Origin of the sequence: Amycolatopsis dongchuanensis, from assembly GCF_039542405.1 — a bacterium.
GTDB classification, from domain to species: domain Bacteria; phylum Actinomycetota; class Actinomycetes; order Mycobacteriales; family Pseudonocardiaceae; genus Amycolatopsis_E; species Amycolatopsis_E sacchari.
Window position 1 is genome coordinate 34,322 of sequence record NZ_BAABIB010000078.1, and the last position, 20,948, is coordinate 55,269.

The following is a 20,948-nucleotide window of genomic DNA, read 5'->3' on the forward strand; positions in this document are numbered from 1 at the left end:
ATCCACTGTGGACTTCAAGACCAGGACAGCCAGGGTGCTCGCGCTGGTGGCGGTGGCCGTGCTGGCCACCGCCTGCGGCGGCGCGGGCGGGGCGGGCGGGGCGGGCGACGGGAACGCGGCCGCCGGACCGCCCCAGCGCGGTGGCACGCTCACCGTGCTCGAACTCGCGAGTTTCGCGGGCGGGTGGCCGAGCGGCCTCGACCCCGCGACCAACACCACCGGAGCCGCGAACCTCAGCCTCATGACCGCCATCTACGGCGGGCTCTTCCGGTTGTCGGCCGATGAGGACGGCAGCAACGCGCGTGTCGAACCCGATCTGGCCAGCGGCTACGACGTCAGCCCCGACGGCAAGACGGTGCGGATCACCATCCGCGACGGCGTGAAGTTCAGCGACGGCACGCCGTTCAACGCCGAAGCCGTCGCGTTCAACTTCAACCGCGACATCAAGTCCACGTGCACGTGTGCGCCGAAGTGGCCGCTCGCCGACAACGGCATCACGACCGAGGGCAACACCGTCGTGCTGAAGTTCACCCGGCCCTACGCGCCGGTGATCAACGCGATGCTGGTGTCGAACGCGAACTGGATCGCCTCGCCCACCGCGCTGCAGCAGCTCGGCCAGGACAAGTTCCGCGTGACGCCGGTCGGGGCCGGGCCGTTCAAGGTCGAGAACAACGTGCTCAGCTCCGAACTCCGGTTGACCCGCAACGAGAACTACTACAAGCCGGGCCAGCCCTACCTCGACAAGCTGGTCTTCAAGTCGATCGGCGGGGACCAGGCCGCGTACCAGGCGGTACAGGCCGGGCAGGCGCAGGCCTACGAGGGCATGGTCACCACGCCGCTGATCGAGCAGGCGCAGGCCGACAAGCGGGTCACGCTCACGGTCCAGCCCGCGACCTCGCCCTACGTCATCCAGCTCAACACCAAGGCAGCGCCGTTCAACGACCAGCGCGCCCGCGAGGCGATCTACTACGCGACGGACGTGGCGGCCATCCGCAAGGGCCTGTTCAAGGACCTCTACCCGGTCTCGCAGATGTTCACCGCGCCGGGCGGCCTGTTCCACCACGACACCGTGCCCGGCTACCGCACCTACGACCTGGCCAAGGCCAAGGAGCTGGTGACGCAGCTGGGCGGGCTCACGGTGGACCTGGCCACGCTCAAGAGCTACGTCGCCGAGCAGGTGATCACCGCGCTGAAGAGCCAGTGGGAGGCCGCCGGCATCACCGTCACGATGCACACCGACGAGCTGAACGCGCAGATCCAGCGCTACAACTCGGGCCAGTGGCAGATCCAGCTGGCGACCTCCGGCGCGTGGGACCCCGCGGCCGGTACCGGCGTCGGCTTCCGGTTCCTGTCGAACCGCCCGTTCAGCGGCGTCGACGACCCGCAGCTGGACTCGCTGCTCAACCAGGCCGAGGCCGTCACCGACCCGGCGCAGCGCGACGCGCTGTACCAGCAGGCGGGCAAGCTCATGAGCGACAAGGCCTACGCCCCGTTCCTGCTGGCCGACGCCCGCGCCAACCTCGCCGCCCGCGGCGTGCACGGCCCCGGCCTCACCACGAAGATCCCGCCGCTGGTGGTCAACAACGGCATCCAGTGGGACAGCGTCTGGAGGAGCTCATGACCGCGGTCGAGGCGCGTGCGCCGAGCACGCTGACCCACGTCCTGCGCTCGCCGAGCCTGCGGCTCGTCGTCCGGCGGCTGCTGACCGCGATCCCGATCGTGCTCGGCGTCAGCATCCTGACCTTCCTGGTGCTGAGCCTGATCCCGGGCAACGCGGCGCAGCTGCTGCTCGGTCCGGAGGCGACGCAGGAGCAGATCGACGCGCTCAACCACCAGATGGGCCTCGACCAGCCCGCCGTCGAGCGGTACCTGAACTGGCTGGCGGGCGCGGTCCACGGCGACTTCGGCAACTCGCTCGTCAGCGGGCAGTCGGTGTCGGGGGAGCTGACCTCGCGGCTGGGCGTGAGCGCGGAACTGGTCGGGCTCGCCTTCGTGGTCTCGCTCGGGCTGGCGATCCCGGTCGCGCTGCTGGCGGCGTACCGGCCCAACAAACTGCTGGACCGCGTGAGCATGCTGGTGAGCATCACCGGGCTGTCGGTGGCGAACTACGTGTTCGCGCTGCTGCTGGTGCTGGTGTTCGCGGTGCAGCTGGCGGTGTTCCCGGCCATCGGGTTCGTGCCCATCAGCGACGGGCTGGGGGAGAACCTGCGCTCGCTGTTCCTGCCCGCGGTGGCGATCGCCTTCCCGCTGTTCTGCTTCTACACCCGGTTCCTCCGCGGCGACCTGGTGGACCAGCTGCAGGGCGAGGACTACATCACCACCGCGCGGGCCAAGGGGATCGGGCCGTGGCAGGTGCTGCTGCGGCACGCCTTCCGCAACTCCTCCTTCGGCCTGCTCACCGTCGTGGGCCTCAACCTCGGCACGCTGATCGGCGCGACCGTGATCATCGAGCAGATCTTCGCGCTGCCGGGCATCGGGCAGCTGCTGCTGCAGGCGATCAACACCCGCGACTACCCGGTCGTGCAGGCGTGCGTCGTGGTGTTCGCGATCGTCGCCGTGCTGGCCAACCTGATCACCGACCTGCTCTACGCCGTACTCGACCCGAGGATCCGCTATGGCAATGGTTGACGCGAGCGCCTCGGCCGTGCTGCTGGCCGAGGACACCGGACTGGGCCGGGGCCGCGGCTGGCTGCGCCAGCTCGAGCTCGTCGTGCCGATCGCGCTGCTGGTGCTGGTCGTCGGCGCGTGCTTCGTGTGGCCGCTCGTCGGCCAGGTGCCCGACCCGATCGGCGGGGACGTGCTGTCGTCCAACCTGCCGTCGTTCTCGCCGGGGCACCTGCTCGGCACCGACCCCAACGGCAACGACGTCTGGGCGCGCCTGCTCTACGGCGGCCGCTCCTCGCTGATCGTCGGTGTCTCGGTGAACGTGCTGGGCCTGCTCATCGGCGGCACGCTCGGTGCGGTGAGCGCTTACGCGGGCGGCGTGCTGGACGCGATCATCATGCGGGTGCTGGACGTGCTGATCGCGTTCCCGTCGCTCGTGCTGACGCTGGCCGTCGCGCAGAGCCTCGGCCCGAGCCAGCTCAACACGATCTTCGCGCTGGCGTTCTTCTCGGTGCCGGCGTTCGCGCGGATCTCCCGCGCGGCGACGCTGCGCCTGCGCGAGCAGCCGTTCATGGTGGCCGCGGACCTGTGCGGCACGCGGACGTGGCGCATGCTGTTCAAGCACATCGCGCCCAACATCCTGCCGCAGCTGGTGACGTTCTCGATGCTCGGCATGGGCATCGTGATCGTCATCGAGGGCGCGCTGAGCTTCCTCGGGCTCGGCATCCCGCCGCCCGCCCCGAGCTGGGGCAACATGATCTCGCAGGGCCAGCAGAGCCTGTCGGCGACGCCGATGCTCGTGGTCTGGCCGTGCCTGATGCTCTTCCTGACCGTGCTGGCGTTCAACCTGCTGGGCGAGACGCTGCGCTCCCGCTGGAGTGGCCGATGAGTATCGAAGAAGCCGCGCAGCCCGCGGCCGTGTCCGTTCCCGACCCGCCCGACCCGCTGCTGGAGGTCACCGACCTGCGGGTGCGCTTCGACACGAAGGGGCGGCGGGTCAACGCCGTCAACGGGTTGTCGTACCGGCTCTCCGCCGGCCGCACGCTCGCCATCATCGGCGAGTCCGGCTCGGGCAAGAGCGTCAGCTCGCGGGCGCTGATGGGCCTGCTGCCGCCGACGGCGAAGGTGACCGGCTCGGCCCGCTTCGCCGGGAAAGAGCTGGTCGGCCGGTCGGAGAAACAGCTCCGCGGCCTGCGGGGCGCCGACATCGCGATGGTGTTCCAGGACCCGGCCCGCTCGCTGAACCCGACGATGCGCATCGGCACGCAGATCACCGAAGCCGTGCGGGCACACGCGAAGATCGACCGCAAGGCGGCGCACGCGCGGGCCGTCGAGCTGCTGCAGCTCGTCCGGCTTCCCGCGGCGGAGCGGCGTTTCCACGAGTACCCGCACCAGCTCTCCGGTGGCATGCGGCAGCGCGTGATGATCGCGATCGCGCTCGCGGCGGACCCCAAGCTGCTCATCGCGGACGAGGCGACCACCGCGCTCGACGTGACGACGCAGGCGCAGATCATGGAGCTGCTGCTGGAACTGCAGCGCAGGCTCGGCACCGCGATCGTGCTGATCAGCCACGACCTCGGCCTCGCCGCCAGCTACGCCGACGACGTGGTGGTCATGTACGCGGGGCGGGCCGTCGAGTACGCGCCCGCGAGCACGCTGTTCTCCCGCGTCCGGATGCCCTACACCGAGGCCCTGATGGCGGCGATCCCCCGCCTGGAACGACCGCCGCACGCGGAACTCCCCGTCACGCCGGGCCAGCCGCCCGACCTGACGCGGCTCCCGCCGGGCTGCCCGTTCGCGCCGCGGTGCGCGCGGGCGACCGACGAGTGCCGCACCGAGGTCCCGCCGTTCACCGAACACGAGCCGGGCCACTGGTGGGCCTGCTGGCACCCCTGTGGAGAACCGTCATGACCACGCCGCTGCTCAGCGTCCGCAACGTCGTGCAGGAGTTCACCGCCCGCGGCCGCGGCGGGGTCAAGGGCGGTGTGGTGCACGCCCTCTCGGACGTGTCGTTCGACCTGCAGGCCGGGGAAACCCTCGGCATAGTCGGGGAAACCGGCTCGGGCAAGTCCACTTTGGCCCGTTCGATCCTGCAGGCGCCGCGGCCCAAGTCGGGCGAGGTGTACTTCCAGGGGCAGGACCTGATGCGCCGCCGCAGCCGTGACCTCACCGAGGCGCGGCGGCAGCTGCAGATGGTGTTCCAGGACCCGTTCGCGTCGCTCAACCCGCGGTGGCGGGTGTCGGAGATCGTCGCGGAGCCGCTCGTCGGGTACCGCGTCGGCAACCGCGACGCGCGGGTGCGGGAGCTGCTGGACCTGGTGGGGCTCAACCCGGGCACGTTCGCGAGCCGCCGCCCGCACGAGCTGTCGGGCGGGCAGTGCCAGCGCGTCGCGATCGCCCGCGCCATCGCGCTCGACCCGGCGCTCGTGGTGTGCGACGAGGCGGTGTCCTCTTTGGACGTGCTGATCCAGGCGCAGGTGCTGAACCTGTTCGAGCAGCTGCGGCGCGAGCTGGGGCTGTCGTACCTGTTCATCTCCCACGACCTGGCGCTGGTCAAGCAGGTCAGCGACCGCGTGGCGGTGATGCACCTCGGCCAGCTGTGCGAGATCGGCCCGGCGGAGGGGCTGTACCGGGCGCCGATGCACCCCTACACCGTCGCGCTGCTGGCATCGATCCCGAAGCTGGACCCCGGGGCGCGCGGGAAGAAACCGGTGACGCTGGAAGGAGAACCGCCGTCGCCGATCTCCCCGCCCAGCGGCTGCCGGTTCCGCACGCGCTGCCCGTTCGCGCAGGACCGGTGCGCCACGGAAGCGCCCGTGCTGCGTGAACTCGCGCCGGGGCACAGCGTCGCCTGCCACTTCCCGATGCCGGGGGAGTGAGGCGGTGGCGATCAGCGTGCTGCTCGTCGACGACCACGCGGTGGTGCGCCGGGGGCTGACCGCCTACCTGGAGGTGGTCCCGGACATCCACGTCGTCGGCGAGGCGGGCAGCGGCGAGGGTGCGCTGCGCTGGCTGGCGACCGCGCCGGTGCTGCCCGACGTCGTCCTGATGGACCTGATGCTGCCCGGGGTGGACGGGATCACCACGACGGAACGGATCCGCCGCGAGTTCCCCGGCCCGGCCGTGGTGGCGTTGACGAGCTTCGGCGAGAGCGGGCGGGTGCAGGCCGCGCTGGCGGCGGGCATGTCGGGGTACGTGCTCAAGGACGCCGACCCCGAGGACGTCGCCGCCGCGGTGCGGGCGGCGGTGCGGGGCGAGGTGTGGCTGTCGGGGCTCGCGGCCCGTGGGCTGGCCCGCACGTTCGGCGCGCCCGCCGCCGGGCCGGCGACGTTGACCGCGCGGGAGAACGAAATCCTCGAGCTCGTCGCCGAAGGCTGTTCGAACCAGGAGATCGCGGACCGGCTGACGATCAGCGAGCGCACGGCGCGCACGCACGTCAGCAACGTCCTGGCCAAGCTCGGCCTGTCCTCGCGGACGCAGGCCGCACTGCTGGCGATCCGGGAGGGGCTCGTGCCGCTGCCGGACGCCGTCGACTGAGAGGTGGATGTGGTGGAAGTTTCCCTGGAGGGCAAGGTCGCCGTCGTCACCGGTGCCGGGCCGAACATCGGCAGCGGGATCGCGCTCGCGCTGGCCCGGTACGGCGCGAAGGTCGCGTGCAACGACCTGGACGCCGACGCCGCGCAGAAGTCGGTGGAGCGCATCGAACGCAACGGCGGCACGGCGATCGCGATCCCCGGCGACGTGACCGACGAGCAGCAGGTGCTGGCCTACCTCGACCGGGTCGTGGCGGGGTTCGGCCGGATCGACATCCTGGTCAACAACGCGGCGCTGCTGGGCGGGCGCGGGGTGCTCGACGAGAGCCCGGAGTTCTTCTCGCGCGCGGTGCAGGTCGCGGCGATGGGCAATTTCCTGAACACCAAGCACGTCGGCCGGTACATGGCCGAGCACGGGATCCGCGGGTCCATCGTGTCGATCTCGTCGTCGAACGGCTGGTCGGGCAGCGCCGGGGTGATCGCGTACGCGTTCCACAAGGGCGGGGTGAACAACTTCGTGCGTGCGGCGGCGATGGATCTCGCGCCGTACGGCATCCGGGTCAACAGCTTCACGCCGACCGCGCCCACGCCGGACAACCCGGAGCTGATCGCCGAGCAGGGGCCGGGTGGCGTATTGGATCGCCCGCGCAGCAACGGACTGGGCGGCCCCACGGGCGACGAACCGTGGCGCCGCCCGTCCCGGTGGAGCGGTGATCGCATGCCGCTGGTGCCGATGGGCACGACCGGCACGCCGACGGACATCGGGCACTGCGTGGCGTGGCTGTGCTCGGACTACGCGCGCCTGATCACCGGCTGCGACCTCGTCGTGGACGGCGGCGCGAGGGCGAAGAACTTCGCCTACGCCCCCGCGGCACCGGCCGACCTGGCGGGCCCGCTGCCGGTCATCCCGCTCGACGTGGCGGACGTCGCGGACGCCCCCGCGCGGTGACGCGGCCGGCCCCGGGCGGCCTCACGGGGCAGCCTGGCCGGAGCCGTCGACGTCGATGATGTGCTTGCCCCGCACGCCGCCCGCTTCGACGGCGCGGTGGGCTTCGGCGATGGCGGAGAGCGGGTGGACGCCGTCCACGACCGGCCGCAGCTGCCCGCTCTCCGCGAGGCGGGTGACCTCGGCCATCAGCTCCCGCTTCGGGTTGCCGCTGAAGAACCGCACCCGCCGCGAGCCGTGCACCGCGGACGCGGCGATGGAGCCGAGCGAGCGCGCGATGTGCTCGAGGTCGAAGGAGATCGCCACCATCCTGCCCCCGGGCGTCAGCAGCCGGCGGAACGCGGCGAGGTCGGTGCCGACGGTGTCGAACACGACGTCGAACGAACCGAGATCGGCCGGGCCCGCGGTCGTGTAGCTGACCACCTCGTCGGCGCCGAGGCCGCGCACGAACTCCAGGTTGGACGGTCCGGCCAGCCCGGTGACGTGCGCGCCCATCGCCTTGCCGACCTGCACGGCCAGGCTGCCGGTGCCCCCGCTGGCCCCGCGCACGAGGAGGCGCTCGCCGCGGACGAGGTGCGCCTTGTCGCGCAGGCCGATGATCGGCACCACCGCCACCACCAGCGACGCCGCTTCGACCGGGGTGAGGCCGGCCGGAGCGCGCGACACGCGGTCCGCGTCGACCGCCAGGTACTCGGCCGCCGCCCCGCTCCGCGAGTCGACCTCGGCGGTGCGCGGGAGCGTACCCCACACGCGATCACCCGCCAGGAGACCGGAGTCACCGGAACCGGGGTCGGCGACCTCGCCCACGAAGTCGAGCCCGATCCCTTTGGGAAAGCGCTTTCCGGTCAGCAGGCGCAGCTTTCCGGCGCGGGCGCTGAGTTCCCCGCCGTTCACGCTGGTCGCCTGCACCCGCACCAGGAGCTGACCCGGCCGCGGCCGCGGCACCGCGACCTTGCCCTCGTACAACACGTCCGGCGGCCCGTAGCGGTCGTACTGCGCCGCGCGCATCATCGCCATGTCTTCTGTCCTTTCACGACGTTCCTCCTCGGTTTTCCGGTGGGCGCCGCGGCCAGCCGATCGCCCTTTCGACCGTCTCGCCCACCGTGAGCAGCCGCGTGTCGGCGAACTTCCGGCCGACGAGCATGACGCCGGCGGGCAGCCCCTCGGCGAGACCGAGCGGGAGGGTGATCGCGGGGTGGCCGGTGATGTTCGTCGGCGCCGTGTTGGCGACCAGGCCCCACGCCCGGAGCGCCCGGTCGGCGGGGTCGAGACCGGGCGCCACGGGGTGGGCCACCACGGGTACGGTCGGCATGGCGAGCACATCGCACTCGGCGAGCGCCTTCTCGTAGCCGGTGGTGACGAGGTGCCGCAGGTTGGCCGCCCGCGCGTAGCGGCTGCCGCCGCCTGCGCGTTCCGCTCCGCTGCCCAGGATCAGCATCAGTTTGAGCGTGGGCGACAGGGCGTCGCCCGCCTTCTCGAACCCCCGCCGCAGGGCCTCGGCGAGCTCCGGCCAGTAGCGGCCGCCCGCACCGAACAACGCCCCGCCGCCACGCATCTGCGCCGCGAAACTCTCCGGGAACAGGTTGAACGCGATCGGCCCGCACAGCCGGTGCTCGGGCACCGAAACGGGCACCACCGAGGCGCCCAGCTCACGCAGCCGGGCGAGCGAGACGTCGAACGCCTGGCGGACCTCCGGCGACACCCCGCCCGCGGGATCCAGCCCCTCGGCCAGGACCCCGATGCGCAGACCGGCCAGGGACGCCGGTGCCGACTCGACCGCGGCCACGGCGTCGAGCCGGGGCAGCCGCGCGGGCTGGCGCGGGTCGGGGTCCTCGTCGTCGGTCCCGGCCAGCACCTGCAGCACGGCCGCGACGTCGGCCGTGGTGCGGGCGAGCGGGCCGACGTGGTCGAGCAGCGGCTCCCCGCCGAGCACCCCGGAGTGCGGCACCAGGCCGTGCGTCGGCTTGAGACCGACCAGCCCGCACCACGCCGCCGGGATCCGCACCGAGCCGCCGGAGTCCGCGCCGAGCGCGACGTCGATGCCGTCGTAGTACAGCGCCGCCGCCGAACCGCCGGACGAGCCGCCCGCGGTCCGCGTGGTGTCCCACGGGTTGAGGGTCGGCCCGTAGCAGCTCGAGTCACCGCTCGGGGCGACCCCCATCTCGTCCATGTTGGTGGTGGCGCAGATGTGCCCGCCCGCGTCGAGCAGCCGGCGGACCACGGTGCTGTCCCGGTCGGGCACGAACCCCTGCAGCAACGCCGAGCCCGCCGTCATCGGCACACCGGCCACCGCCACGCAGTCCTTGACCGCGACGCCGACGCCGGACAGGAGCCCGCGCGCGCCCGGCTTGCGCACCGACACCCAGTGCACGACCGCGTTGTACGGGTCTTGGCGGGCGTCGGTGTGCACGACGCGATCGGCCTGCGCCACCGACGGCGGGTCCGCCCGCAGGTCGTCCATCGCGGCGATGACCGGTGCCAGGTGGGCGATGGCGGGCAGGACGCCGGCCGCGCCGGCACGCGAGATTCCCCACGAGGAGGCGAGGTCGTAGAACTCCTCCTCGCTGATGGCGTGCGACATGCGCACCCCTTTCGGTTTCCGGTGGACCCCGGCCAGGTCAGGCGAGGGGCATGAATCGTTGCGCCACCCAGCCCCGGTCGAACGGCGTGAACGCGTCGACGGTCAGGACGAGGTCGCTGATCCGCCAGCCGCCGGGGCCGGGTTCGTGCCGCTCGCGGTAGCGGCCCATGTGCCACGCGGCGGTCCCGTAGATCGTCAGCGGTTGCCAGAGGTACCAGGTGGAGCGGGCGCTGCGCAGGTCGTCGGCCAGCTCGATGTCGCCGCTGACGATGTAGTGCAGCGACCACTCCAGCGTGGCCGCGACGTCGGCGAAGTGCCTCCGCAGCTCCGCATGCCCCGCGTGCCGCCCCAGCAGTCCGCCGCCGTCCCACACGCACGCCGGCGTGAACAGCTCGGGGATGCGGTCGAGCGGGAAACCCGCGTCGCAGAAGCGGACGTAAGCCATCTGCAGCGCGCGGATGGCGTCCAGGGCCTCCAGGCGCGCCACCCGGGCCTCGAGTGGCGCGCTCAGCGGTCCGGTCATCCCGCCTCGTCGACCTTCACGACGTTCGTCAGCTCGCCGCCCTGGGTCTCGGCGTCGATCACCGTCGCGCGGTACTCGCCGGTTTCCGGGTCGAGGGCGTAGAACGTGGTCGGGTAGGACGCGGGCAGCTCGACCGCGATGACCTCGAAGTCGGACGAGGCGTCCAGTTCGCGGTGCCGGTTGCGCGGCGGCTGGTAGAAGGCCGTGCCCGCCTCCAGGCGGACCTTGCCGACTCCCTCGAACTCGAAGAGGGCCCACCCCTTGACGATGTAGTTGAAGTGCACGTTGAGGTGGTGCATGTGCCAGGGCGCGCCCTGCCACTTGTACTCGGGGTTGGCCTTGATGACGAAAGCGTTGGCCAGACCGCCGCTGTACTTCGCGACGGCCGGCAGCGGACGCAGGTCCGCGGCCGGGAAGCCCGCGATCGGCTGGAAGCTGTCCGGTTCCAGGGGCATGAACATGTCCGGCTGGGCGAACGTCGCCTCCTCCGGTGCGGGCGGCAGCGGGACCTCGGGGGCGGTTGCGGTCGTCGGGTTCTCTGCGGTCGTCGACATGGGCCGACTCCTCACTGTAGTCAGGCTTTACGGCGTGCTACTTAGGGTACGATTTCGTACTCTTTCACTACAGTAGCCTGGGCGCGGCCGCCCGGCAAGGGCGACGAGGAACACGCGAGGAGCGAGATGCCACCGCACACGGAGCACGCCGCCGAGCCGGCCACCACGGACCCGCGCCGCGGGCCGCGCCGCCGCGGGGAGGCCCTGGAGCAGGCGATACTCACGGCCACCGTCGAAGAGCTGACCGAGGTCGGCTACCCCGCGCTGACCGTCGACAGGGTGGCGGCCAGGGCCAGGACCAGCAAGGCCGCGATCTACCGCCGCTGGTCCGGGCTGCCCCAGCTGGTCGCCGACGCCTGTGCGCGCCACCAGATGGCCGACATCGAGGTGCCGGACACCGGCGCGTACCGGACCGATGTGCTCGCGGTGCTGCGGGAGATGGGGGCGCGGATCACCGGTCCCTTCGGCAGTGTCATCCGCACCGTGGTCAGCGAAATCGCCCGCAGTCCCGAGTTCGCGGCGCTGGCCGAGGCCCAGTTCGACGTCGCCGAGCAGATCATGACGACCTTGCTGGAGCGCGGCATCGAGCGCGGCGAGGTCGACCCGCGGGTGCGCGGCACCCGCCGCGTGACCGTCGCGACCGACCTGATCATCAGGCACCTGCTGATGACGCCGGACCCCGACGTGGACGCGGTCATCGTCGACATCGTCGACGACATCCACCTGCCGCTCGTGCTCCGGGCGGACGGCGAATCCGGCGGTACCGCGTAGGCGAGGTCCACAGTGGACTACGGGGCCGCGGGGCCCCAGCAAGCCGTCAGTGCGCCGCCCGGGGTGCGGGGGTCTCGGCGAGCCACCGGGGCGCCGCCGTCGGGACGGCGCGTTCCGCGAGCGTGCGGGACAGGGAGCGCGAGGTCTCCATCAGGATGCGGGCCAGTGCGCGTGGCCGGGCCCGTGCCGTCTCCACCACCACGCTGATCGCCGCCGTCACGTGCCCGTCGACCCCCACCACCGGGACCGCGACCACCATGTCGTCCACCGTGATCTGGCCGCGCGCGACCGCGACGCCGGTCTGCCGGATCCGCGCGAGCTGCCTGCGCAGCTCCGCCGGGTCGGTGATCGTCAGCGGCGTGAACCGCTCCAGCGGCGAGCGCAGCACCTCCGCCTGCAGCTCGGGCTCGGCGTGCGCCAGCAGCACCAGCCCGGTCCCGGTGGCGTGCATCGGCCACCGGTCGCCCACCCTGCTGCTCACCGGCTTGCGGGACCGCAGCGTCTCGACGTACACGACCTCCCGCCCGTCACGGACCCCGAGGTGCACGTTGCCCCTCGTCGTCTCGTGCAGGTTGTCCAGGTACGGGAACGCGGCCTCGCGCAGCTGCAGCCCCCGCGGGGCGAGCGCGGCGAGTTCGAGCAGCCGCAGGCCGACCGAGTACCGGCCGTCCTCGTCGCGTTCGAGGCCGCCCCACGCGACCAGCTCCCGGATGAGCCGGTGCGCCGTGGGCAGGGTCAGGTTCGCGCGCCGCGCGATGTCGCTGAGCGTCAGGGTGCGGTGACGGGGACCGAACGCGCCGAGCACGGCCAGTACCCGCATCGCCGCGGTGGGCCGGGGCTCCGGCTCCGCCACGGTCCGCCTTCCCGCCGCCGTCGCCGGGGAACCGGGCATGTCACACCTCCGCAAGACCACGGTGTCCCGCACCGTCCTAAATGGATTTCACAGGGCGTCCAGCAGGACGGACCGGGTGCGTCTTACGATTCTTCCCGGGGCCGCGGGCCCGCCACAAGACCAACTCCGCGCCTTCGCCGAAAGCGCTCGCGGGTGCCGCGACGGATGTTGTACGCGGTGCTTCCCCGCTGGCATCCCGGCGCGCGCGGCCCAGCTTCCTTTCCGTCCCGTGAAATCGCTCGTTGTCGGCCCCGGTCCCCGCGGTCACCCTGAGCGGAACCACCAGGTCGGAGTGGACAGTGGGAGGACGCACGTGAGAAGGAAAAGGCAATGGACGGCACTCCTGCTCGCGACGCTCCTGGGCGTCGCCGCGTGCGGGGGCCAGGGTTCGTCCGGCGGCAGCGCCGCCCCGGCGGGCCCGCCGCAGCGCGGCGGTGAGCTGACGGTGCTGGAGGACGGGGCGTTCGCCGGCGGCTGGCCCTCCGGCCTCGACCCGGCCACGAACACCACCGGTGGCGCGAACATCTCGCAGATGAGCGCCATCTACGGCGGCCTGTTCCGGGTCGCCGCCAACGACGACGGCACCAACGCCCGCGTCGAACCCAACCAGGCCGAGAGCTACGAGGTGCTCGACGGCGGCCGCGGGCTGAAGATCACCCTGCGGCAGGGCATCAAGTTCAGCGACGGCACCCCGCTCGACGCCGAGGCCGTCGCCTTCAACTTCCGCCGCGACGTGACGGCGACCTGCACGTGCGCCCCGCAGTGGCAGCTGACGCAGGACGGCATCACCGTGGCCGACCCGCGCACGATCGTGCTGAAGTTCAGCAGGCCCAACGCCACGGCGGTCAACGCGTTCCCGATCTCCAACGTGAACTGGATCGTCTCGCCGACCGCGCTGCAGCAGGCGGGCCCGGACCAGTTCAAGATCAACCCGGTGGGCGCGGGCCCGTTCAAGGTCGTGTCGAACCGGCTCAGCTCCGAACTGGTGCTGGAGCGCAACCCGAACTACTTCAAGGCGGGCCTGCCGTACCTGGACAAGCTGACGTTCAAGTCCATCGGCGGCGACCAGCCCGCGTACCAGGCGCTGCAGGCGGGACAGGCGCAGGCGTACGAGGGGCTGAGCACGGTTCCGCTGCTGGAGCAGGCGAAGACGAACAACCGGCTCACCGTGACCGTCCAGCCGCCGACGTCGCCCTACGTCATCCAGCTCAACACGAAGACGGCGCCGTTCGACAACGAGCTGGCGCGGCAGGCGATCTACTACGCGACGGACTTCGAGGCGATCGCGAAGGGCCTGTTCAAGGGCCTGTACCCGGTGAGCCAGATGTTCACCGCCGAGGGCGGGCTGTTCAACCACCCCACGGTGCCGGGTTACCGCACGTACGACCCGGAGAAGGCCAAGCAGCTGGTGCAGCAGCTCGGCGGGCTGAACATCAAGCTGGGCACGCTGGGCGCGTACGTGGCGCAGCAGGTGGTGACGGCGCTGCAGACGCAGTGGAAGGCCGTCGGCATCAACGTCACGATCGAGACCTACCAACTGTCCACTTTGGTCCAGCAGTTCAACTCCGGGACCTGGCAGGCGATGCTGCAGACCGCGGGCGCGTGGGACCCGGCCGCCGGGGTGGGCGTGGCGTTCCGCTTCTCGTCGACGTCGCCGTTCAGCGGTGTCAAGGACCCGCACCTGGACGACCTGCTGAACCAGGCGTCGGCCACGGTGGATTCGGGGCAGCGTGACGCGCTGTACCTGCAGGCGGGCCAGTACATCAGCGAGAAGGCCTACGCCCCGTTCGGGCTGGCGTTCGCCCCGGCGAACCTCGCGGTGAAGGGCGTGTACGGGCCGGGGCTGACCACGAAGATCCCGCCGCTGGTCGTGAACAGCGGCGTCCTGTGGGACGAGGTGTGGCGCAGCGGGGCGTGATGTTCGCCCTCTCCGCCCGGTCTTCCCGTGTGCCGTTCCATGAACCTCACGGGAAGGAAAAGCGATGCGAAGACCCCTGTTGGGACTTCTGGGTGCCGGGATGGTGACGGGAGCCGTGGCCGCCGGCGCGCTGAGCGCCGGCGCCGCGCAGGTCACCGCCGACGTGCCGTTGCAGACCATCGGCCAGGGGCCGGCGTCGGCGACGCTCGCCAACGGTGTCACGGCGTCGGTGGACCAGGGGCGGTGGGGTGGGTCGGGCGTGTACCTGACCTACCCCGCCGACGGCCCCCAGACCTGGTCGTTCAGCGAGCCGGTGAGCGTCCGGTTCGGTATCACCAACCTCAACGGTTCGCCGCCCGAGTCGCCCGGCTACGAATGCGTGCAGTTCCCCGACGGCGGGGTGGCGGTCGAGAGCCTGGCGCCCGCGCACACCTGGGATCCCGCCACTTCGACGCTGTGCCACACCGGCCCGGACGGCTCCGGAACCGAGGACGAGACCGTCCTCGTGACGACCGCCCCGACGACGTCGCTGACGTGGGCCGCGCTGAACAACCCGGACCAGGCGCGGGGTATCTCGTTCATGCAGGTCTCGGTCGGCGAGCCGGCCGGTCCCCAGGCGGACCTCTCGGTCGTGAAGTCCGGCCCCGATTCGGCGAACGCGGGTGACCGGATCGAGTACACGCTGCTGGTCATGAACAACGGCCCGGCCGACTCGACGGGCTTCGTCCTCACCGACCGGCTTCCGCGGGAGCTGACGCAGGCGGTGCCGCCCCCGGGCTGCACGATCGCCACTGACACGATCACCTGCACGGGTGGTCCGCTGGCCGTCGGCGCGGGTCACGCGTACACGTTCACCGCCGTGGTGGACCAGAACTCGCCGAAGATCTTCACCAACTCGGCCTCGGTGGCCGGCAACGAGGACGACCCGAACCCGGGCAACAACTCGTCCAGCGTGTCGACCATGGTCACGCGGGTCCCGATGGTGTCGGCCGGTGTCGCCGCCGGTGCGCTGGGCCTCGCGGGCGGCGGCTGGCTGCTGCGACGCCGGACGCGCCCGGTCCGGAACTGACGGGAGCCGCCGGGCTGGGCGGGTTTCCCCTGCCCAGCCCGGCGGACAGGCCTAGACCCGCTGCACGGGATGCGAGGTCCGCGACCAGCCACCGAAACCGAAGGGCCGCACGACCATCGACATGGCGGCGTTGCGCGCGCCCGCCACGATGATCGGGATCTGCTCCGGGCTCGGCGTCATGTGCAGCCCGTACTCGTCGACGCCGGGCGCGTCCCGCTCGTCCAGGGCCTTGCCTGCCCGCTCCAGATCGGCGTGGGTGCGGACGGCGTGGTCGTACAGCCACTGTTGCACGTCCCGCTTGGCGAACCCGCCGTCGGCGAACAGCTGCGCGTGCTCCGGGCTCAGGATCAGCCCCGCGGAGGAGAACCGTCCGATCGCCGCACCCGTGCGCCACACCGTGTCGCAGAAGTCCCAGAGGACCTCCTCCGGGTCCTTGGTGTGCCGGTTGTCCACGAACTCGCACGTGCGCAGCAGCAGCGCCGACACCGCGTTCGTGCCCGGTTCGAGGCCGTGCTCCACCGACAGCGGCTCCCACGGGCTTTCTTCCTCGTTCTCGCCGACGCACAGCGTCCACCGGCCCGGCAGGCCCTGCGTCGCCTGCTCCAGCTCGTGCGGCCGGATCCCGAAGACGTTGCGCACCACCAGCCCGATCGACCGCGCGATCGTCGCGTTGGCGCGGAAACCCGGGCCCAGCACGCCGCCGGCGGAGTTGATGCCCAGCTCGTGCCTGATCGGCCCGTTCACGACGATCAGCGGCGCCGGGCCGCTCGTGCTCTGCCAGCCGCCGCCGGTGACGACGCGCTGGTTCATCAGCGCGTCCCACGCGGCGAGCACGACCGGGAAGTACTCCGCGCGGCACCCGGCGAGCGCCGCGTTCACCGCGGCCTGCTCGACCGTGCACTCGCGCTCCAGGTGCGGCACGGACGCGACCACCTCGTCCCGCGGCCGCGGGGTGGTCGCCAGGAACTCCTCGACCATCCCCCCGGTCACGGGTACCACCGGCAGCCCGTCCGTCCAGCCCTGCTCGTAGGCGTGTTCGAGGGCGAGCCGCGTGTAGTCCAGCCGCTCGACGTCGGTCATGCCGCGGCCGTCGCGCCGGAGGTGGTCAGCACGCCGAGCAGGTCGGGCAGGATGCGCACCGCGCGTTCCCGCACCTCGTCGCGCTCCAGCGGCGCGACCGGGTGCGGGGTGCGGGCGTAGGTGTACCCCTTGGCGCCCTTGAGGTCCGCCATCGCGTCGGCGGTCGCGACGAACGCCTCGCTGCAGATGACCACCGCGGGCACGCCGTCGGCCTCCAGCAGCAGCCCGTCGGCGATCGCCGAGGCGCTGCACGAACCGCAGTCCCCGACGCCGACGACCACGACGTCACACGCCTCGACCAGCTCCTTGCGGATCTCCTCCGGCGCCGCCTCGGCGATGTTGAGCTTCTTGCGGCGCACCAGGTTCGCCACGCCGTGCTCCTCGGTGAGCAGAGCGCCCACCTCGTCGAGGAAGGTCTCGGCGTTCTTCTTCGTGTTGGCCAGCAGGCCCACGGTCAGCCCCGCGAGCGACGCCGGGCGCGGCGCGAGCGCACCGCGTGCGGCGCCCGCTCCGGGACGGCCGGTCGGATCGATCATCGCCTCGAACATGGGCGGCTCCTCACGTCGGTTCCCGCTCCGACGCTAGGCCGGGCAGTTCCACCTCCGCGACGGCCTTTTCGCGCCCCGGAAGGGAAACCGGCCGCAGCAGCAGCGCCGCGCCGAGGCTCGCCGCGCAGATCAGCGCCAGGTACAGCGCGAGCGGGACGGAGGAGTGGAAGGCGCCGAACAACGCGGTCGACACCAGCGGCCCGACCGCGCCGCCCACCAGCCCGCCGAGCTGGTAGGCGACCGACGCGCCGGTGAACCGCAGGCGCGTGGAGAACAGCTCCGTGAACAACGCGCCCTGTGCGCCCGCCATGATCGCCTGCACGACCGCGGCGACGAAGAACGCGACCGCCGCGGCGAAGAGGTTCCGGGTGTTGATCAGCGCGAACAGCGGGAAGGCCCACGCGACCGCGGTCAGCGCGCCGACGACGTAAACCCGCTTGCTGCCCCACCGGTCGGCCCACAACGCGGCGAAGTAGATCATCACGATCCACAGCACCGCCGACAGCAGCAACAGCGTCAGCAGGGTGGTGCGGGCGAAACCGGCGACCGCGGTGCCGTAGTTGAGCATGTAGACCATCACCGTGTAGCCGACGGCGGGCGGCGCGATCGCGGCGATGCTCGCCAGCACGAGCGTGCCGGGCTGTTCCCGCAGCAGCGTCCCGAAGGGCAGCTTGCTCACGCGGTTGTTCTCCTTGACGCGCCGGAAGTCCGGGCTCTCGTCGAGCTTCCGCCGCACCAGCATGCCGACCCCGAGCAGCACGACGCTGAGCAGGAACGGGATCCGCCAGCCCCACGACTGGAAACTCGCCGGGGGCAGCTGGGACGCCAGCAGGAACACCAGGTTCGAGGTCAGCACGCCGATCGGCACGCCGAACTGCGCGAAACTGCCGTACACCGCGCGTTGCCGGGGCGACGCGTGTTCCGTCGCCACCAGCACCGCGCCGCCCCATTCGCCGCCGACGCCGAAACCCTGCAGCAGCCGCAACAGGACGAGCAGCAGCGGCGCGGCCACGCCGATGGTGGCGTAGGTGGGCAGCAGGCCGATGAGGAACGTCGACAGCCCGGCGAGCATGAGCGTGAGCACCAGCATCGACTTGCGGCCGATCCGGTCGCCGAAGTGCCCGATCACCGCGCCGCCGAGCGGGCGGGCGATGAACCCGACCGCGAACGTGCCGAACGCGGCGAGCGTGCCGGCGACGGGGGAGAACGACGGGTAGAACAGCGACCCGAAGACGAGTGCCGACGCACTGCCGAAGATGTAGTAGTCGTACCACTCGATCGACGTGCCGACGCAACTGGCGAGCAGGATCGAGGCCCTGCTGGGCGGTGAGCCGGTCATGAACCGTCCTCCCGATTCGGAAAAAGGTCACCTCGAAGTAAAGGAGGCACAGCGCGCCACGTCGTCCGTCAGGAGGCGGGCGCGGCGTGGGACGGATGTCGCGTCCGCCGACGGTTTTCCGCGTCGTGAAAGGCATCTCGCCCCGTGTCGGACCAGCTCGGCATAGTTCTTCCCATGACGACACTCCTGCCTGATCCGGGGCCCCTGCTCGTCGACAACGCCCAGCTCATCGGAGCGGACTGGGTGCCGGCGCACAGCGGCGAGACCATCGACGTGCTCGACCCGGCGACGCGGGAGGTGCTCGCCAGGGTGCCCCGCGGTGGCGCCGAGGACGTCGACGCGGCCGTGCGGGCAGCGGCCGCCGCCTTCCCCGCCTGGCGGGACACGAACCCGAGCGCCCGCGCCGCGCTCATCATGCGGTGGGTGCAGAAGATCGGCGAGCACGAGACCGAACTGGACCGGCTCGAGTCCCGTGAGGTCGGACGGCCGAGCTGGGGACCGCCGCCGTACGGGCGCATCCTCACGTTCATCGCGGGCCAGGCCGACAAGGTGCAGGGCCTGTCCCTGCCGGGCTTCACGCCGGACGTGCTGGGTCTGACCCTGCGCGAACCGTACGGCGTGGTCGGCAGCGTCATCCCGTGGAACGCGCCGGGGCCGATGTTCGTCAGCGACGTCGGTGCCGCGATCGCCGCGGGCAACACCATCGTCATCAAGCCCGCCGAGGACGCTCCGCTCACGCCGCTCGCGCTCGCGCGGCTGGCGCTCGAAGCGGGCATCCCGCCCGGCGTGATCAACGTCGTCACCGGTTACGGGCACGAGGCGGGGGCGGCGATCCCCGCGCACCGCGGCATCCGCCGGATGAGCTTCACCGGCTCGCCCGAGACGGGTTCGCTCGTGATGGCCGCGTGCGCGAAGAACCTCACGCCGCTGCACCTGGAACTGGGCGGCAAGTCCCCGCAGGTGATCTTCGCCGACGCCGATCTCGACGCCGCGGTTCCCGCCATCGTCAACGGGATCACGCTCAACACCGGGCAGATCTGCGCCGCCGGTTCCCGTGTCGTGGTGGAGCGGTCGGTGCACGGCGAGGTCGTGCAGCGGCTCGCCGAGCGGCTGAGCCAGGTGCGCGTCGGGCCGTGGCACGAGCAGGTGCAGATGGGCCCGCTCATCAACGCCAAGCAGCACGACCGCGTGCTGAACTACGTGCGGCTGGGCCAGGAAGAGGGCGCCGAGCTGGTCGTCGGCGGCGGGGTGCCCGAGGGGGAGGACTACGCGCGCGGGTTCTTCGTCGAGGCCACGTTGTTCGACCGCGTCGACCCCGGTATGCGCATCGCGCAGGAGGAGATCTTCGGCCCGGTGCTGTCCGTGATCCCGGTGGACGGTGAGGGCGAGGCGATCGACGTCGCCAACGGCACGGACTACGGGCTCGTCGCCTCCGTGTGGACGCGGGACGTCGGCCGTGCGGTGCGGCTGTCGAAGGCGTTGCAGGCCGGTCAGGTCGCGGTGAACGCCGCGCTCGGCGCGGGGTTGATCGGCGCGCCGTTCGGCGGTTACAAGCGCAGCGGGTTCGGCCGCACGATGGGTGCCGACGCCGTGCTCAACTACACCCAGGTGAAGGCGGTGTCGTTGCGTGGCACGAACTGACTTCCGGCTGCGGGTGCTCATGGAGCCCCGCCACGGCGCCACCTACGACGAGATACTGGCACTCGCGCTGGCCGTCGAGGACGCCGGGTTCGAGGCGTTCTTCCGCTCGGACCACCTGCTCGGCGTCGACCCGGACGACCGCACCTACCGGCCCACCGACTGCTGGACCACGCTCGGCGGGCTCGCCCGCGACACCCGCCGCGTGCGGCTGGGCGCGCTGGTCGGCGCCGCGACGTTCCGCGCGCCCGGGCTGCTGGCCACCATCGTGGCGTCGGTGGACCAGATGAGCGGCGGCCGCGTCGAACTGGGCCTGGGCACCGGCTGGTACGAGCGCGAGCACGCGGCGTTCGGCATCCCGTTCCCGGGCACGGGGGAGCGGTTCGACCGGTTCGAAGAGGTGCTGGCCATCGTCACCGGTTTGTGGCGCACCCCGGAGGGCGGGACCTTTTCCTTCGAGGGCAAGCACTTCTCGATCGACGAGAACGGCGCACCACCCCGCCCCGTGCAGCGGCCGCACCCACCCGTCATCATCGGCGGATCCGGTCCTAAAAGGACACCAGCCATCGCCGCGCGCTTCGCCGACGAGTTCAACGGCGCGCTCGGCGGGGACCTGCGTGAACGCTTCGCGATCTTCGCCCGCGCCTGCGAGGCGATCGGGCGTGACCCGGAAGAGGCCAGGCGGTCGGCGGTGCTGCCGGTCGCGTGTGGCACGACGCCCGCGGAGATCGAGCGGCGGGCCGCGATCATCGGGTCCGAGTTCATGCGCACCAACGCCGCGATCGGCACGCCCGCCGAGGTGTCCGACCGGATCGGCGCGCTGCGCGAGGCCGGGGCCGACACCGTCTACCTGCACATCTACGACATCTCCGACCTGGAGCACATCGCGCTGCTCGGTGCCGAGGTCGTGCCGCACCACGCGGCTGTCGCACCCGCGAGCCCCTGAAAGGTG

20 protein-coding genes are annotated in these 20,948 nt (G+C 71.8%); 12 read left to right on the forward strand and 8 right to left on the reverse strand.

The features are described 5' to 3' along the window. The first annotated feature begins 7 nt into the window (after positions 1 to 7). Genes ABFX51_RS20560 through ABFX51_RS20590 form a run of 7 tightly spaced genes read left to right on the forward strand, consistent with a single transcriptional unit; the run spans position 8 to position 7,086 of the window. Entirely contained in the window at positions 8 to 1,621 is a 1,614-nt protein-coding gene (locus ABFX51_RS20560) for an ABC transporter substrate-binding protein (protein WP_346054613.1), read from the forward strand. Further along, positions 1,618 to 2,628 carry an ABC transporter permease gene (locus tag ABFX51_RS20565; RefSeq protein ID WP_091509701.1) on the forward strand — a complete coding sequence of 337 codons (1,011 nt, stop codon included), beginning with the start codon at positions 1,618 to 1,620 and terminating at the stop codon, positions 2,626 to 2,628. The genes ABFX51_RS20560 and ABFX51_RS20565 overlap by 4 nt, the downstream gene beginning before the upstream one ends. Next, on the forward strand, positions 2,615 to 3,493 hold the full coding sequence (locus ABFX51_RS20570) for an ABC transporter permease (protein WP_346054614.1): 879 nt from the start codon (positions 2,615 to 2,617) through the stop codon (positions 3,491 to 3,493). The genes ABFX51_RS20565 and ABFX51_RS20570 overlap by 14 nt, the downstream gene beginning before the upstream one ends. Beyond that, the gene (locus tag ABFX51_RS20575) at positions 3,490 to 4,515 is read left to right on the forward strand and encodes an ABC transporter ATP-binding protein (RefSeq protein ID WP_346054615.1); all 1,026 of its coding nucleotides are present in this window, start codon (positions 3,490 to 3,492) and stop codon (positions 4,513 to 4,515) included. Before ABFX51_RS20570 ends, ABFX51_RS20575 begins: the two co-directional genes overlap by 4 nt. Then, positions 4,512 to 5,483, forward strand: a complete 972-nt coding sequence (locus ABFX51_RS20580) for an ABC transporter ATP-binding protein (protein WP_346054617.1) — start codon at positions 4,512 to 4,514, stop codon at positions 5,481 to 5,483. The genes ABFX51_RS20575 and ABFX51_RS20580 overlap by 4 nt, the downstream gene beginning before the upstream one ends. A 4-nt stretch (positions 5,484 to 5,487) precedes the next feature. Then, a complete protein-coding gene (locus ABFX51_RS20585; RefSeq protein WP_218153502.1) occupies positions 5,488 to 6,141 on the forward strand; it encodes a response regulator in 654 nt (217 codons plus the stop codon). Positions 6,142 to 6,153: 12 nt separating this feature from the next. Continuing rightward, positions 6,154 to 7,086 (forward strand): SDR family NAD(P)-dependent oxidoreductase, encoded by a 933-nt coding sequence (locus tag ABFX51_RS20590; protein ID WP_346054618.1) that lies wholly within the window; start codon positions 6,154 to 6,156, stop codon positions 7,084 to 7,086. Positions 7,087 to 7,107: 21 nt separating this feature from the next. Here ABFX51_RS20590 and ABFX51_RS20595 read toward each other — a convergent pair whose 3' ends face one another. From ABFX51_RS20595 to ABFX51_RS20610, 4 genes are read right to left on the reverse strand one after another with little or no spacing between them, the layout of a single operon-like run. After that, on the reverse strand, positions 7,108 to 8,100 hold the full coding sequence (locus tag ABFX51_RS20595) for an NAD(P)-dependent alcohol dehydrogenase (protein ID WP_346054619.1): 993 nt from the start codon (positions 8,098 to 8,100) through the stop codon (positions 7,108 to 7,110). Between the two features lie 13 nt (positions 8,101 to 8,113). After that, positions 8,114 to 9,664 (reverse strand): amidase family protein, encoded by a 1,551-nt coding sequence (locus ABFX51_RS20600; protein ID WP_346054620.1) that lies wholly within the window; start codon positions 9,662 to 9,664, stop codon positions 8,114 to 8,116. A gap of 37 nt (positions 9,665 to 9,701) precedes the next feature. Next, positions 9,702 to 10,187: a nuclear transport factor 2 family protein gene (locus ABFX51_RS20605; protein WP_091509672.1), complete on the reverse strand. Its 486-nt coding sequence runs from the start codon at positions 10,185 to 10,187 to the stop codon at positions 9,702 to 9,704. Beyond that, entirely contained in the window at positions 10,184 to 10,741 is a 558-nt protein-coding gene (locus tag ABFX51_RS20610; protein WP_091509669.1) for a cupin domain-containing protein, read from the reverse strand. Before ABFX51_RS20610 ends, ABFX51_RS20605 begins: the two co-directional genes overlap by 4 nt. Positions 10,742 to 10,867: 126 nt before the next feature. On the opposite strand from ABFX51_RS20610, the gene ABFX51_RS20615 reads away from it, so the two are divergent. After that, positions 10,868 to 11,512, forward strand: coding sequence for a TetR-like C-terminal domain-containing protein (locus tag ABFX51_RS20615; protein ID WP_091509667.1), 645 nt, complete (start codon positions 10,868 to 10,870; stop codon positions 11,510 to 11,512). Between the two features lie 46 nt (positions 11,513 to 11,558). On the opposite strand, the gene ABFX51_RS20620 is transcribed toward ABFX51_RS20615, so the two are convergent. Further along, entirely contained in the window at positions 11,559 to 12,332 is a 774-nt protein-coding gene (locus ABFX51_RS20620) for an IclR family transcriptional regulator (protein WP_245783153.1), read from the reverse strand. Between the two features lie 385 nt (positions 12,333 to 12,717). Here ABFX51_RS20620 and ABFX51_RS20625 point away from each other — a divergent pair, with 385 nt between their 5' ends. Together ABFX51_RS20625 and ABFX51_RS20630 are read left to right on the forward strand one after the other, a co-directional pair. Continuing rightward, on the forward strand, positions 12,718 to 14,322 hold the full coding sequence (locus tag ABFX51_RS20625; RefSeq protein WP_245783142.1) for an ABC transporter substrate-binding protein: 1,605 nt from the start codon (positions 12,718 to 12,720) through the stop codon (positions 14,320 to 14,322). Positions 14,323 to 14,386: 64 nt separating this feature from the next. Then, positions 14,387 to 15,391: a DUF11 domain-containing protein gene (locus ABFX51_RS20630; RefSeq protein ID WP_091509661.1), complete on the forward strand. Its 1,005-nt coding sequence runs from the start codon at positions 14,387 to 14,389 to the stop codon at positions 15,389 to 15,391. 51 nt (positions 15,392 to 15,442) lie between these two features. Here the strand turns inward: ABFX51_RS20630 and ABFX51_RS20635 are convergent, their stop codons facing one another. From ABFX51_RS20635 to ABFX51_RS20645, 3 genes are read right to left on the reverse strand one after another with little or no spacing between them, the layout of a single operon-like run. Further along, a complete protein-coding gene (locus ABFX51_RS20635) occupies positions 15,443 to 16,471 on the reverse strand; it encodes a hypothetical protein (RefSeq protein ID WP_091509658.1) in 1,029 nt (342 codons plus the stop codon). Further along, positions 16,468 to 17,019, reverse strand: a complete 552-nt coding sequence (locus ABFX51_RS20640) for a UGSC family (seleno)protein (protein ID WP_346054621.1) — start codon at positions 17,017 to 17,019, stop codon at positions 16,468 to 16,470. The genes ABFX51_RS20635 and ABFX51_RS20640 overlap by 4 nt, the downstream gene beginning before the upstream one ends. Positions 17,020 to 17,029: 10 nt before the next feature. After that, positions 17,030 to 18,358, reverse strand: coding sequence for an MFS transporter (locus ABFX51_RS20645; protein WP_091509654.1), 1,329 nt, complete (start codon positions 18,356 to 18,358; stop codon positions 17,030 to 17,032). Positions 18,359 to 18,532: 174 nt separating this feature from the next. On the opposite strand from ABFX51_RS20645, the gene ABFX51_RS20650 reads away from it, so the two are divergent. Continuing rightward, positions 18,533 to 19,999, forward strand: a complete 1,467-nt coding sequence (locus ABFX51_RS20650) for an aldehyde dehydrogenase family protein (RefSeq protein ID WP_346054622.1) — start codon at positions 18,533 to 18,535, stop codon at positions 19,997 to 19,999. Next, positions 19,986 to 20,942, forward strand: a complete 957-nt coding sequence (locus ABFX51_RS20655; protein WP_091509649.1) for an LLM class F420-dependent oxidoreductase — start codon at positions 19,986 to 19,988, stop codon at positions 20,940 to 20,942. Before ABFX51_RS20650 ends, ABFX51_RS20655 begins: the two co-directional genes overlap by 14 nt. Positions 20,943 to 20,948 lie beyond the last annotated feature (6 nt).